This is a genomic window from Flavobacterium chungangensis, assembly GCF_042654045.1.
In the GTDB taxonomy this organism is placed as follows: domain Bacteria; phylum Bacteroidota; class Bacteroidia; order Flavobacteriales; family Flavobacteriaceae; genus Flavobacterium; species Flavobacterium chungangensis.
Genome location: NZ_JBHSFY010000004.1, coordinates 366,111 through 378,870, shown reverse-complemented (window position 1 = coordinate 378,870; position 12,760 = coordinate 366,111). Strand labels below are relative to the sequence as shown.

The window sequence follows — 12,760 nt, the reverse complement described above, 5'->3', positions numbered from 1 at the left end:
TATTCAGTATTTAGTGTTCAATCATAGTTTGAAGATATAATTGCAAACTGTGACCGCATACTGACTGCATACTGACTGCATACTAAATACTGAACACTGAACAATAAAAATTATGCAATACAAAATGTTAGTGCTCGACATGGATGACACCTTGTTGACAGACGATCACAGAATATCAGATTTAAATAAAAAAGTAATACTAGAAGCACAAGCAAAAGGCGTTTATGTTGTTTTGGCTTCTGGAAGACCAACCACAGCAATGACGGCTTATGCAAAGGAGTTGGAATTAGATAAAAACGATTCGTATATGATTTCGTTTAACGGCGCAATAATAAGCCGTGTGAAAGACGATCTGGTTTTGTTTGAACAAAAGTTAACTGTAGAGCAAATTCATGCGTTATACGATTATAGTGTAAAAAAGAATGCGCACATCATTACTTATTTAGATGACCAAATTATTAGCGAAACAGATTCTGAATATATTGAGGTAGAAAAAGAAATCACTGGAATGGCGCATCTTAAAGTTTCGAGCTTTAAAGATTATGTAGACAGACCAGCGGTTAAATGTATTTTGCTACAAGATCCAGCCTATTTAAAAACCTTGGAAAAAGATTTAATGGAGGCTATGCCACATTTAAGTGTTTCGATGTCTAAACCATTTTTCTTAGAAGCGGCACAGCAAGGCATTGATAAAGCTGCGAGTTTGAAACTTTTGGCAGAAAAGCTAGGTATTCATCAAAGTGAGATTATTGCCGTTGGAAACGCAGGAAATGACTTGACCATGATAGAATATGCAGGTTTAGGGGTTTGGGTAGATAATGTGAATCCTGAATTGCGTGATAGAGCAGATTTAATCGTAGCTTCAAATAATGATGATGGTGTTGCTGAAGTGGTGCAAAAATATATTTTAAATTAAATAAAAGATGAAAAATCCAATTGAAACAGAGCGTTTGCTTTTACGAGAATTAGAACTTTCTGATGCGGAAGGAATGTTTGAATTGGATTCTAATCCAAACGTGCATTTATTTGTCGGCAATAGACCTGTAAAACATATTGACGAAAGCATTGAATATATCAAATTTGTTCATAAACAATACAAAGATCTTGGCACAGGAAGATGGGCTGTTGTTCTTAAGGAAACCAATGAATTTATTGGCTGGTCTGGAATCAAATTTATTACAGACGAGATAAACAATCATAAAAACTTTTATGAGTAGGATATCGTTTTATCGAAAAGCATTGGGGGAAAGGTTATGCAACCGAAGCAGGAAGAGCTTTTATTGATTATGCTTTTAATGAAATGAAAGTAGAAGTGCTTTATGCTTACGCAGATGCAGGAAATGAAAACTCAAGAAAAATTCTGGAGAAATTAGGATTTCATTTTGTAAATTCTTTTGAATACGATGAAGAATTAGAAGTTTGGTACGAACTTAAGAATCCAAACAGAATTTAAATAAAAAACGAATTCCAAATCTTTACATACTTAAAAGTCAGTAAAGATTTGGAATTAATTAAGAAGTAATATTTGAAAATATTATTTTTTAGCTACAGAAACAAAATATTTATTTCCGTCACCCATAGTTAATTTTACACGCTCGTCGCAAAGATCGATTGCAAAATTGGCACTTTCGTAACAGCTACAAGTCGTATTTTTGTCTTTAGACATTTCTGTTTTACAGTTGTTATTTTTAAAGCTTGCTAATTGTGGAGTGTATAAACTAACTAAATCAGTAGAAGCGGTTACTAAAGAAATGATACTTGCAGAATTGTTGTTTGTAATTCTGTATACAATTCTATCGGTATAATTTACTTCGTTAACTGTTACTTTACGAATGTAGGTATAAGCTGTAGATCCTTCACCTGGTTCTTTAACTTCAAACTTAAACCCAACTGCACGAATAGCAACATCAAATTGCTGTTGTGAGTTAAAGCTTGCCCAAGTCGTCAATGTGCTAATAGTAGGAAATGGATTTGCATTTGCGGCTGGAGCATTAGTTTGCGCTTGCGAACTAAATACGGTTAAGAACATCAAGCAGATTGTGGGTAAAAATGCTTTCATAAAGCGTGGTATTTGTATTTTAATTTTGCCTACTCTCTTTGGTTTTCGGCTTTCCCATTTCATTTTGTAACACAAAACAACAACATAACGAGTAAAATTCAAAATTGTTATGCCCGAATTATTATTAAATTAATTAAAGCTTATCAAAATTCTTTAATCTAAACTAATTTTGAATTACATTCATAACAATGGTAAATGTAAGAAATTTAGAATTTAAAACCGAAAAAAATGTATTTAATCGATAAAATTTGCATTTAATCGATTATTTTGTCATTTAATTCTTATCTGAGTGTTAAAATTTCAAGAATAGCGGGCTCACATTTTTTTTTAATAAAAATAGAAAAAATTAGCTTTCGAATGTTTCTAAATTAACATTAGTGTCAAATTATTGATTCGAAGTAGATTAATTGCTTTCTTTTGATGAATATTGTTCGTAAATTTGCAGCCTTAAATTTTTTGACAACGATTTCATTAATTTAAGCAGATTATGGAAAATAGAAAAAAAGTTGCCTTTTATACACTGGGTTGTAAACTGAATTTTTCAGAGACTTCTACAATTGCCAGAAATTTTAATGACGAAGGTTTTGACCGCGTCGATTTTGAAGAAATAGCAGATATTTATGTCATCAATACTTGCTCTGTAACCGAAAATGCAGATAAGCAGTTTAAGCAGGTAGTTAGAAAAGCAATGAAGCTTAATGAAAAAGCCTTTGTTGCTGCTGTTGGCTGTTATGCACAATTAAAACCAGAAGAATTAGCAGCGGTTGATGGTGTTGATTTGGTTTTGGGCGCAACAGAAAAATTCAAAATCACGGACTATATCCATGATTTGAGCAAAAACGATATGGGTGAAGTTCATTCATGCGAAATTGCTGAAGCCGATTTCTACGTTGGAAGTTATTCTATTGGAGATCGTACTAGAGCTTTCTTAAAAGTTCAGGACGGTTGTGATTATAAATGTACCTATTGTACAATTCCACTGGCAAGAGGAATTTCTAGAAGTGATGCTTTAGAAAATGTTTTAAAAAATGCCAAAGAAATTTCGGCTCAAAATATCCGTGAAATTGTTTTAACGGGTGTTAATATTGGTGATTACGGAAAAGGGGAGTTCGGAAACAAAAAACACGAACATACTTTTTTGGATTTAGTTCAGGCTTTGGATAAAGTAGAAGGAATTGAGCGTTTGAGAATTTCTTCAATCGAACCGAATTTATTGAAAAACGAAACGATCGAATTTGTTTCTAAAAGCAGAACTTTTGTACCTCATTTCCATATTCCGTTGCAATCAGGAAGCAATGATATTTTGAAATTAATGAAACGTCGCTATTTGCGTGAAGTTTACACAGATCGTGTAAGCAAAATTCGCGAAGTAATGCCACACGCTTGTATTGGTGTTGATGTTATCGTTGGTTTTCCCGGAGAAACAGATGAACACTTTTTAGAAACGTATCATTTCTTAAATGAATTGGATATTTCGTATTTGCATGTATTTACGTATTCAGAAAGAGATAATACAGAAGCTGTTGATATGGAAGGTGTAGTTCCTTCTAATGTTAGAGCAAAACGCAGTAAAATGCTTCGTGGTTTGTCAGTTAAAAAACGTCGTGCTTTTTACGAAAGCCAGTTAGGGACAAACAGAACGGTACTTTTTGAAAGTGAAAACAAGGAAGGATATATTCACGGGTTTACTGAAAACTACGTAAAAGTAAAAACACCTTGGAATCCAGAATTGGTAAATACTTTGCAAGAAATCAATCTAACAAAAATAGACGAAGACGGAAGTGTACGTTTGGAGTTTTTGAATAAATTGGCGGAAGTTTAAAAAATATACTCAAAGTATTTGTCATTCCGAGGAACGAGGAATCGCACTCGAAACTCTACAAAGATTGACAATTATAGTATACGGAATTACTAGTGTGATTCCTCGTTCCTCGGAATGACAAAAAAAGCCTCTAATAAGAGGCTTTTCTGTTTTTATAAATTATTCATTTTCCTGAACAACCAATTTCAAAGAATTAATATAATCGGTATCAAATTCTATAACTCGAATTTTTTCGGGATTAAAACTTAATTCTCCTCCAAACTGACCTTGCGTATCTAAAAAATCGATAGTCAATTCTTCTTCATTTAATTCGATTAATTTTCCTAGATAAGCAGATTTAGATGATTTTTTTGCAATCTGAAAAATGCCATATTTCTCAGAAATAAATGTAATGATCGAAGCCAAATCTTTAATTGGGATAATATCATCCGAATTAATTTTTAATCCTTTCAAACGGATTACTTTTTCTGTAAAAGCCAAATCGTGATCTCGGTTAACAGCTTCAATGTTTTTATTTCTCAAAATAACAAAACCATCCAAAATGAAATCTACAGGATTATTTCGAAGCAAAATCCATTCATCAGAATAATCAATAAGAAATCCGGAGAAAATCTGTTTTTTATCCTGAAATTCTATTTCGACCAATTGTCTTAAATATTGTTCCATCATGTTTTTTTTAAATTCCAATAATTAAATTCCAAATTCCAATAATTTAATTCCAAATTTCAATACTAAAATTCCAAATTCCAATCTCAAAGTAATTGGAATTTGGAACTTCAAAAAATTGGAATTTATTTTTTTTTAAGGATTAGTAGACCAGATGCTGCTATTTTTAATAAACACTCTTCGGTTTAATTTTAATTGAGCAATGATTAAATCTGCCATGTCTTCAGACTGCATTACTTTTTCTGGGTTTCCATCAGTTAAGTTTAAGTCTTTTGCCATATCAGTTGCAACGGTACTTGGTGTTAAAGCTGTAACACGAATATTGTGTTTTCTCATTTCCTGCATCAAAGAATCGGTTAAGCCTAAAACAGCAAATTTAGAAGCACTGTAAGCACTTGTCAAAGCGTTTCCGTTTAATCCAGCAGTTGACGAAATATTGATGATGTCTCCAGTTTGTCTTTCGATCATATTTGGGATAATTGCACGAGTTGTGTAATACGTCCCCATTAAATTTACCTGGATAATTCTTTCCCATGCTTCTGGCTCTAATTCTAAGAATTTTCCAAAAAAAGCAATTCCAGCGCTATTGATTAAAATGTCAATACTTTTAAATTCTGCAATAGCTTTTTCAACCGCAGAATTGATAGAACTGATGTCAGAAACATCGGCAGACAAAGCCAAAGTTTTGACGCCCAGTTTAGCCGTTTCTTCTGCCAATTGATCGATATCACTTTTTGTTCTCGAAACTAAAATTAGATTTACGCCTTCTTTAGCCAAAGCAATTGCCACAGCTTTTCCAATTCCTTTTCCTGCGCCTGTAATAAAGGCATTTTTATTTTTTAAGTCGGTCATGATTGTATTTTTAGAAATGCAAAAAGCATCATTTTAAGTCTTACAAAAATAAGGTTTTGAAAACTAAAATGATGCTTTAAAAGATATTCTTAATCTAAGTTTAACAACTTTTTGTTATTCTTTCAGAACCATGTCTATACACATTACTGCTCCTAAAATTAACTGTCTCAACGGACTATCGGCTGCCACTGTCTCTTCAATTTGAAGCGCATAATTATCGGCACTTGTAAAAAACTCTTTTCCTAATCCGGCCCATTTTTTATTTACTTGAGCCAATTGTCTTCCTTCATGAGAGAATTTAAAATCCCAACCAGTCCATTTTCCTTGAAGTGTTGCAACTGGTTTTTCGTTTTTATCCAGAATATCAAACTTTCCTCCAATAGAAAAGAATTTTTGTTTGAAAGTTCCAACCAAACGATCTTTTTCGTCCAAAACTTCAACAGTAGATCTAAAGATTGCAACACCTCTTCTTACTGAAATTAATTTTTCGCCAGAAGCAGTTGTAATTTCAACATTAAACGGAGTTGCTCTCTTATAATCTGTAAAACGAAATACTTTGGTGAAAAAACCAAGATTGTTTTCTCGGCAGTTCATTATAATTTGATTGGTTTCTGGATGATAGATATCGTAATTGTTTGCGGCTTTGAACATTCCAACATGTTCTTTTACTAAAAATAGATTTTGGCTTAAAATAGGATTCATACGTGTGTAAAATAAGTTTTAAAAATAAAGTTGCAAATGTAATATAATTTTTATTAATTGTACAGTTTCGAAGTTTCAACTAAACGAATAAATTCTGCTTTATAACCTTCGCCGTCGTTTGAATTTCCTTGTTTAGCTAGTTTTATAATTTCTTTAGAAGATTTGTCAGCGATTAATTTTGAATCTCTTAATTTTAATCCGAACCAAGCTACGGCAGAACTAAATTTCATATCATCACTTGCTTTCTCTAAAATCACCGATTTATTTTCGATTACTTGAACCATTTCGATGCTTTTATCGCCATCAGGTTTTTTGTAACGGAATTTTATTGTAGCCAATTCATTGCTGTAATTTGTAGAATTTGTTTCGGTTTTAGTATATTTTAAAGCATCTGGCTGTTCGGCTAAATAATCGCTTTTTACTCCCGCTGGAATAATTTCATACAAAGCCGTAACGGTATGATTGCTACCCAATTCTCCTGCATCAATGGCGTCATTTTTAAAATCTTCTGGACGCAATTTTCTGTTTTCATAACCAATTAATCTATATGCCTGAACTTGTTTTGGATTAAATTCAATCTGGATTTTTACATCTTTCGCGATAGCAAACATCGAACCTTTGAATTCTTTTCCTAAAAAACGATTGGCTTCTTGAATATTATCGATGTAGGCGTAATTTCCGTTTCCTTTGTCAGCCAAGATTTCCATTTTGCTGTCCTTGTAATTTCCCATTCCGTAACCTAAACAAGTCAAGAAAACGCCTGTTTTTCTTTTTTCTTCAATTAATTTTTCCATATCAGAATTAGAAGAACTTCCAACGTTAAAATCTCCGTCGGTAGCCAAGATTACTCTGTTGTTTCCGCTTTTAATGAAATTTTCAGTTGCAATCTTATAGGCCAATTCAATTCCTGCTCCTCCAGCTGTACTTCCTCCGGCTTGCAAATTATCCAATGCATTAATAATTGTTTTTTTCTCATCTCCAGAAGTTGGAGGCAAAACCATTCCTGCAGCACCCGCGTAAACTACAATTGCCACTTTGTCTTTTGCTCTTAATTCGTTAACCAAAATTTTTAATGATTGTTTTAGCAAAGGTAATTTGTTCATGTCTTCCATAGATCCAGAAACATCAATCAAGAAAACAAGGTTTGAAGCGGGCAAATCTTCAGTTGGAATGTTTTTTCCTTGTAAACCAATTTTCAATATTTTGTTATTGGAGTTCCAAGGCGAATCGCTCACTTCTGTATTGATCGAAAATGGATGTTCATTTTTGGGCTGCGGATAAGTATATTTAAAGAAATTAACCATTTCTTCTACACGAACGGCATCTTTTGGAACTTGCTGTCCGTTGTTTAAAAAACGTCTGATATTGGTGTACGAAGCATTATCGACATCTATAGAAAAAGTAGAAAGCGGTGCAGTTTTAGGGCTTTCAAAAGTATTTTCTACAAAAGCATCATAATCTTCCTGAGTTGGTTCAGTCGGAATTGGCATAATGTTTAATTTTTTGTCCAATTCTTTTTCTGAAAGGTTTTTGTAGATTTCATTTTTGCTTGAAATGACTACAACACCATTTGAAGCTTTGCTTCCGTAAATCGAAGTTGCCGCTTGGTCTTTTAAAACCGAAACATTATCAATATCATTCGGATTAATTTTTGCCATTTGATTGGCTTTTACGGGAACTCCATCAATAATGTACGTTGGTTCATTTTTTGGAGAAATTGATGCAGTACCGCGAATAGCAATTGGAGCTGGTTTAGCAGAATATTCTTTATAGTTTCGAGCCTGAGTTTCTGCAGTTGAGCTTCGAACCACTGCCATAGCAGCAGCACTTATAATTTGTTTTTTTGGAGCGGTATAACCTGTAACGACAACTTCACTAAGTTCATTAGAACTATTTTTTAATGTAACATTAATAATATCTGACTTTTTTACAATAATAGTTTGAGATTCCATTCCAATGTAGCTAAAAATAAGAACTTCTCCTTTATGTGCCTGAATAGAATAGTTTCCATAATAATCGGTTTGACTGTTTTTTTGAGTTCCTTTAATTGTTATTTGAACACCGGGCAAAGGTAAATTAGATTCATCTGTGACAGTTCCGGTAATAGTTCTTTCCTGCGCCATACTTACGAAACATATAAGCATAGAAATGGCTGATGAAATAAGTTTTAGACTTTTCATGATAATAAGTTTTAAGATTAATGTTTTGATTTTGCTTTGTCAAAGCTGCAGACTTTGACAAAGCATAAGATTATTTTTTCGGAGCTGGTTTTCCGTTTTTAGTAGTGATTATAAGAACTCCCTTTTTTCCTCGTTCGCCATATTTAGAAGTGGCTTCAAGATCTTGCAAAATAGTTATAGTTTTAATTTCCTGTTTGTCCAAAGGAGCATAAGGACTTGTTGGGTTTTTGCCAAATAAATCTTCTTCAGAGTAATAGATGCCATCGATAATGTATAAAGGATCGTCTAGAACTACTAGAGACTCCACATTTTCAGGCTGTAAATTAGACATTTCTGCCTGCATCATTTTGTCTCTTTTAGCATCGTCACTGTGTGCCATAGCATTTCCGTTAAGAATTACCAAAGGAGCATTTTTCTTAGCTTTTTGAGCTGGTGCGGCTGCGTAAGCAACTTTCGCAGATTGTTTGTCTAGATAACTTCTTTCTTCTAAAGCATCTTTTTTTGAAGAACTAGCATCTTCTTCATCAAAACTTTCACTTATTGCGACTTTTGCAGGAATAGTAGCTTCTGCTTCAATTTTTGGTGTTACAACAGCTTGAATTGGTTCTGATTTAGGAATCATTGTTTCTTGAATCGCAACTCGTTCTTTGTTTTTAGTTTGATTTTCTAAAATTTTAACGGCTTCTTCATTAGAAACTATTTCTGAATCTGAGGTCGGAGTTGCCGCTTTTTTATCTAAAATGGGTTTTCCCAATTGTTTGGTTTCTTTTGCATCAAAAACCACTTTTGGCGTTTCTATTACAGTTTCTTTGTCTGCATGTAAAAATTGATATCCTAAAGAAATAAGTAAAAGAAGAGAAGCCGCAATTGCAATTTTCTTCCATAAAGCGATTGTTTTTTTATCTTCTTTTTTGTCCAGTTTTTCTTCAACACGCGACCAGACTTTTTCCATTCCTGGAAAGTCTTGAAGCTCGGCTTTTTGCGAAGCTTCTTTTATTTTATCGAATAATTTATCTTGATTGTCCATGACTATTTTGCTTTTTGATAATACAGTTTATTAACCAGTTCTTTCAGTTTGGTCTTAGCGGCATTCAATTGTGATTTTGAGGTGCCTTCAGAAATCTTTAGCATTTCGGCTATTTCTTTATGAGAGTAACCTTCAATAACAAAAAGGTTAAAAACAGTTTTACAGCCGTCAGGAATATGGTTTAATAAATTAAGTAGATCTTCTTCTTCCAACGTATTCAGTTCGTCGACAGAAGGTTGAGAAATCAGCTTTACGTCGTCTAAATACATGTTGAAGTTGGTTGCTTTTCTAATAGTCGCCAAACAATGATTTACAGTTATTCGTCTAGCCCAAGCTTCAAAAGCATAAGCTTCTTTTAATTGATCCAGTTTGGTGAAAATAGTAAAGAAAGAATCGGCTAATGCTTCTTCAATTTCTTCTTCCTTTTTTAAATATCTTTTGCAAAGGCGGTACAACTTAGGTGCCATGTATTCGTACACCTGACGCTGGGCGTCGCGGTGCATTTTTTTACAGTTTGCTATTTGAGTCTCGTTTATCACAATTGTTGTCTTTCTTGTATAGAGAGATAAAAAGATAAAAAGGTTGGGATGGGGGTGAAAAAAATATTAAAATATTTTTTTAGTTTCAAAGTTTCAAAGTTACAAAGTTACAAAGGTTTTACTGTAGAGACGCACTGCAGTGCGTCTACGCAAAGAATATCAAATAATGAATTTTCTCATTTTAGACGCACTGCAGTGTGTCTCTACAATAATATTGTAATCAAAATATTTTGTGTTTCTCTGCGAAAATCTTTGTGAATCTCTGTGTAATAGCTCTTTTGCAAAGATTCGCAAAATATTATTTAATCGGTAATGTCAATTTATAAATCTTTGTTTCTAAAAGCTCTGTGTCATTGTCTTCGCAAAGCAAAAACTCGATTTTATTATTTTCTTTTTTGTATAAAGTTAGACCTTCAAATTTATTGGTTGCCGTAATTTTTTGAGTGAAATCTATTTTCATCGTTTTAACGTCTATTCTTCCAATGAAACTTCCTAAGATTGCACCATCATCGTAAGTTGATTTAGTATCTTCTGCGGTTGAAAGGAAATAGATTTTATCACCGACCAAAACAGCATCGGTAAAACTGGAACGAACGCCTTTTATTTTTGGCAACTTGTAATTGACCGAAATCAGAGCAAATTCTTCTCCGAGATTTTTAGCGTGAATGGTAAAAATGGTGTTTTTGTTGGTAGCGCCATTTCCTCGATTGAATAAATACCAATTTTCTCCATCAAAAATAGCGCCTTCCAGATTAAAATCTTCGGGTTTTATTTCTCCAAAGCTCTGCATTACTGCATACAAATCGACTAAATTATTCTTTTGTAAAACCGTTTTTGATTTAATATCGAATTCAATCATTTTATTTCGTTTGTCGGTTGAGCCAGAACCAAAAACATACAATGTGTCGTTATGATGCGTTAGGGATTCAAAATCAGGTTTTAGATTTTTCTGAATATTTTGCGTCGGATTGTCAATTAAAGCGTGTTGATTTAATTGCTGATTCTGCATATTGTATTCGTAAAGGAATCCGCTGTTGTCGCCAATTACATAAAGCGCATCGTTATTGTAAAATAATCCTGATGCAGAACCGATTCCGATGATTTGAAATAATATTTCTAATGTGAATTTTTCCATGAATTGTTATTTTGAAAATGAGTGTCTAGCCCTGATAGAAATGGAAATACTTTGAAAAGAAATTGCATTTTTTCCTGACATAAGAAAGCGACCAACGGAAGCTCTTGTTATGGCTTTGGAAAAAAGCAGTTTATTGAAAAGTATTGCAATGAATAGCAGGAATATGCTTCGTAAAATTACTATATTTATAAGACAAAAAATGAAAAAGATATGAAATCAATAGATCCGAAAGATTTTAAAGTTGTAGATAAAATAAAGCTTAAAGAAATTCCAACTGTTTTGGATGTTAAAGCAGATGACAAGGAAAAAGAAGAAAAATTAAATAAGGTACAAGCCAAATTAAGCGATTTGCAAGACGTAATGTACGCGCACAACAAATACAGTGTTTTAATTTGTCTGCAAGGAATGGATACTTCGGGGAAAGATAGTTTGATTCGTGAAGTTTTTAAGGAGTTTAATCCGCGTGGAGTAGTGGTGCATAGTTTTAAAACGCCCACTTCAACAGAACTGGAGCATGATTATTTATGGCGCCATTATATTGCATTGCCAGAAAAAGGAAAGTTTGCCATTTTTAATAGAACCCATTATGAAAATGTTCTAGTAACCCGTGTGCATCCTGAATATGTCTTGGCCGAAAACTTACCAGAAATTAATTCTGTAGACGATATTACGTCTGATTTTTGGGGAAATAGAATTAAACAGATTAATAATTTTGAAAAACATATTGCTCAAAACGGAACAATCGTAATGAAATTCTATCTGCATTTGAGCAAAGAAGAACAGCGCCAGCGTTTATTGCGTCGTTTGGAAGAAGAAAAACACAATTGGAAATTTTCGCCAGGCGATTTAAAAGAACGCGGCTATTGGGATGAATACATGAAATATTATGAAGAAGCGATCAATAAAACATCGACTTCGCATGCACCATGGTATATTGTTCCTGCAGATGACAAAGAAATGTCACGCTATATTGTAGCAAAAATTATTTGGGAAGAAATGAAAAAACATACCGATATTAAAGAACCTGAGTTAGACGAAAAAACGGCAGCCAATATTGAATTGTATAAGAAAGAATTAGGAGAAAAGTAAATTGGTTAATGAGATAATTAGTCAATTAGATAATTTTTTTAGGACGAGACACAATAATAAAAAACCCGACAGACCATTCAGGCTGTCGGGTTTTTACCAAAAACAAAATAATAAATTAAACCTATTTTTTATAGTTTAAAACCATAAGCAACACGCAATGCTACTTGATTGGTTCTAAAATCGTGATAATCTTCGTAACGAACACTTAAGTCGATGTACTTGTTGGCATAACCAATTCCTGGAGCCCATAAAAAAGTTGTTTTATCGTAACCATTTGTTACTGCAAAACCAGCACCCAGTTCTCCTAAAACATAAAATTGATCTTTTAAGACAAAAGCTTTAAAACCAGCTTTGGCCGGAATAAATCCAAGATCTTTTATGTTGTTTCCGAGGTCATCTTTTCCCATAAATAGGTTTGTAAATCCCGTTGTTAAAGTCAAAGATGTTTTCTTAGAAAGATCATATTGTAAACGAACGTCTCCCCCAAGAGCCCAGTCGTAATCACCGTCGGTCGGTAATCCTCCATTTAATCCGACTCCTAATCTAAAACCCTGATCGTAATTTTCTACTCCGCTCTCTTGAGCAAAAGTTGTGTTGGCAAATAAAAACGCGAACGCAGCTAGGCATAACATCTGTAATTTTTTCATGGCTTATATTTTTGAAATTTCTATGATGTAAAATTATATTGG

General features: G+C 33.3%; 14 protein-coding genes. 5 read left to right on the top strand and 9 right to left on the bottom strand.

The window, feature by feature from the left end; genetic code table 11:
• Window positions 1-112 precede the first annotated feature (112 nt).
• The 3 genes from ACFO3N_RS09030 to ACFO3N_RS09020 are packed head-to-tail and all read left to right on the top strand — an operon-like array spanning window position 113 to window position 1,453.
• Window positions 113-916 carry a Cof-type HAD-IIB family hydrolase gene (locus tag ACFO3N_RS09030; protein WP_379797033.1) on the top strand — a complete coding sequence of 268 codons (804 nt, stop codon included), beginning with the start codon at window positions 113-115 and terminating at the stop codon, window positions 914-916.
• A 7-nt stretch (window positions 917-923) separates the two neighbouring features.
• The gene (locus ACFO3N_RS09025; protein WP_379797031.1) at window positions 924-1,217 is read left to right on the top strand and encodes a GNAT family N-acetyltransferase; all 294 of its coding nucleotides are present in this window, start codon (window positions 924-926) and stop codon (window positions 1,215-1,217) included.
• A gap of 11 nt (window positions 1,218-1,228) precedes the next feature.
• On the top strand, window positions 1,229-1,453 hold the full coding sequence (locus ACFO3N_RS09020) for a GNAT family N-acetyltransferase (protein ID WP_379797090.1): 225 nt from the start codon (window positions 1,229-1,231) through the stop codon (window positions 1,451-1,453).
• Window positions 1,454-1,534: 81 nt separating this feature from the next.
• On the opposite strand, the gene ACFO3N_RS09015 is transcribed toward ACFO3N_RS09020, so the two are convergent.
• Window positions 1,535-2,059 carry a hypothetical protein gene (locus ACFO3N_RS09015; protein ID WP_095931853.1) on the bottom strand — a complete coding sequence of 175 codons (525 nt, stop codon included), beginning with the start codon at window positions 2,057-2,059 and terminating at the stop codon, window positions 1,535-1,537.
• Window positions 2,060-2,546: 487 nt separating this feature from the next.
• Here ACFO3N_RS09015 and mtaB point away from each other — a divergent pair, with 487 nt between their 5' ends.
• Window positions 2,547-3,881 carry a tRNA (N(6)-L-threonylcarbamoyladenosine(37)-C(2))-methylthiotransferase MtaB gene (mtaB, locus tag ACFO3N_RS09010; RefSeq protein WP_379797029.1) on the top strand — a complete coding sequence of 445 codons (1,335 nt, stop codon included), beginning with the start codon at window positions 2,547-2,549 and terminating at the stop codon, window positions 3,879-3,881.
• A gap of 159 nt (window positions 3,882-4,040) precedes the next feature.
• Here the strand turns inward: mtaB and ACFO3N_RS09005 are convergent, their stop codons facing one another.
• The 7 genes from ACFO3N_RS09005 to ACFO3N_RS08975 form a co-directional block, all read right to left on the bottom strand.
• A complete protein-coding gene (locus tag ACFO3N_RS09005) occupies window positions 4,041-4,547 on the bottom strand; it encodes a hypothetical protein (protein WP_379797027.1) in 507 nt (168 codons plus the stop codon).
• 135 nt (window positions 4,548-4,682) lie between these two features.
• Window positions 4,683-5,399, bottom strand: coding sequence for a 3-ketoacyl-ACP reductase (locus ACFO3N_RS09000; protein WP_379797025.1), 717 nt, complete (start codon window positions 5,397-5,399; stop codon window positions 4,683-4,685).
• A 114-nt stretch (window positions 5,400-5,513) separates the two neighbouring features.
• Window positions 5,514-6,101, bottom strand: a complete 588-nt coding sequence (locus ACFO3N_RS08995; RefSeq protein WP_379797023.1) for an LURP-one-related family protein — start codon at window positions 6,099-6,101, stop codon at window positions 5,514-5,516.
• Between the two features lie 53 nt (window positions 6,102-6,154).
• On the bottom strand, window positions 6,155-8,281 hold the full coding sequence (locus ACFO3N_RS08990; RefSeq protein WP_379797021.1) for a vWA domain-containing protein: 2,127 nt from the start codon (window positions 8,279-8,281) through the stop codon (window positions 6,155-6,157).
• A gap of 70 nt (window positions 8,282-8,351) precedes the next feature.
• Entirely contained in the window at window positions 8,352-9,308 is a 957-nt protein-coding gene (locus ACFO3N_RS08985) for a hypothetical protein (protein WP_379797019.1), read from the bottom strand.
• Between the two features lie 2 nt (window positions 9,309-9,310).
• Complete coding sequence (locus ACFO3N_RS08980; protein ID WP_379797017.1) at window positions 9,311-9,811, bottom strand: RNA polymerase sigma factor; 501 nt, start codon at window positions 9,809-9,811, stop codon at window positions 9,311-9,313.
• A 334-nt stretch (window positions 9,812-10,145) separates the two neighbouring features.
• Window positions 10,146-10,982, bottom strand: a complete 837-nt coding sequence (locus tag ACFO3N_RS08975) for a DUF6929 family protein (RefSeq protein ID WP_379797015.1) — start codon at window positions 10,980-10,982, stop codon at window positions 10,146-10,148.
• A 210-nt stretch (window positions 10,983-11,192) separates the two neighbouring features.
• Between ACFO3N_RS08975 and ACFO3N_RS08970 the strand changes: the two genes are divergently transcribed.
• Window positions 11,193-12,071, top strand: coding sequence for a PPK2 family polyphosphate kinase (locus ACFO3N_RS08970; RefSeq protein WP_379797013.1), 879 nt, complete (start codon window positions 11,193-11,195; stop codon window positions 12,069-12,071).
• Between the two features lie 128 nt (window positions 12,072-12,199).
• On the opposite strand, the gene ACFO3N_RS08965 is transcribed toward ACFO3N_RS08970, so the two are convergent.
• The gene (locus ACFO3N_RS08965; RefSeq protein ID WP_379797011.1) at window positions 12,200-12,718 is read right to left on the bottom strand and encodes a hypothetical protein; all 519 of its coding nucleotides are present in this window, start codon (window positions 12,716-12,718) and stop codon (window positions 12,200-12,202) included.
• Between the last annotated feature and the right edge of the window lie 42 nt (window positions 12,719-12,760).

Coding starts and splice junctions, on each gene's coding strand:
- ACFO3N_RS09030 (WP_379797033.1), top strand. CDS start 113: ATGCAATACAAAATGTTAGTGCTCGACATGGATGACACCTTGTTGACA.
- ACFO3N_RS09025 (WP_379797031.1), top strand. CDS start 924: ATGAAAAATCCAATTGAAACAGAGCGTTTGCTTTTACGAGAATTAGAA.
- ACFO3N_RS09015 (WP_095931853.1), bottom strand. CDS start 2,059: ATGAAAGCATTTTTACCCACAATCTGCTTGATGTTCTTAACCGTATTT.
- mtaB (WP_379797029.1), top strand. CDS start 2,547: ATGGAAAATAGAAAAAAAGTTGCCTTTTATACACTGGGTTGTAAACTG.
- ACFO3N_RS09005 (WP_379797027.1), bottom strand. CDS start 4,547: ATGGAACAATATTTAAGACAATTGGTCGAAATAGAATTTCAGGATAAA.
- ACFO3N_RS09000 (WP_379797025.1), bottom strand. CDS start 5,399: ATGACCGACTTAAAAAATAAAAATGCCTTTATTACAGGCGCAGGAAAA.
- ACFO3N_RS08995 (WP_379797023.1), bottom strand. CDS start 6,101: ATGAATCCTATTTTAAGCCAAAATCTATTTTTAGTAAAAGAACATGTT.
- ACFO3N_RS08990 (WP_379797021.1), bottom strand. CDS start 8,281: ATGAAAAGTCTAAAACTTATTTCATCAGCCATTTCTATGCTTATATGT.
- ACFO3N_RS08985 (WP_379797019.1), bottom strand. CDS start 9,308: ATGGACAATCAAGATAAATTATTCGATAAAATAAAAGAAGCTTCGCAA.
- ACFO3N_RS08980 (WP_379797017.1), bottom strand. CDS start 9,811: ATGCACCGCGACGCCCAGCGTCAGGTGTACGAATACATGGCACCTAAG.
- ACFO3N_RS08975 (WP_379797015.1), bottom strand. CDS start 10,982: ATGGAAAAATTCACATTAGAAATATTATTTCAAATCATCGGAATCGGT.
- ACFO3N_RS08970 (WP_379797013.1), top strand. CDS start 11,193: ATGAAATCAATAGATCCGAAAGATTTTAAAGTTGTAGATAAAATAAAG.
- ACFO3N_RS08965 (WP_379797011.1), bottom strand. CDS start 12,718: ATGAAAAAATTACAGATGTTATGCCTAGCTGCGTTCGCGTTTTTATTT.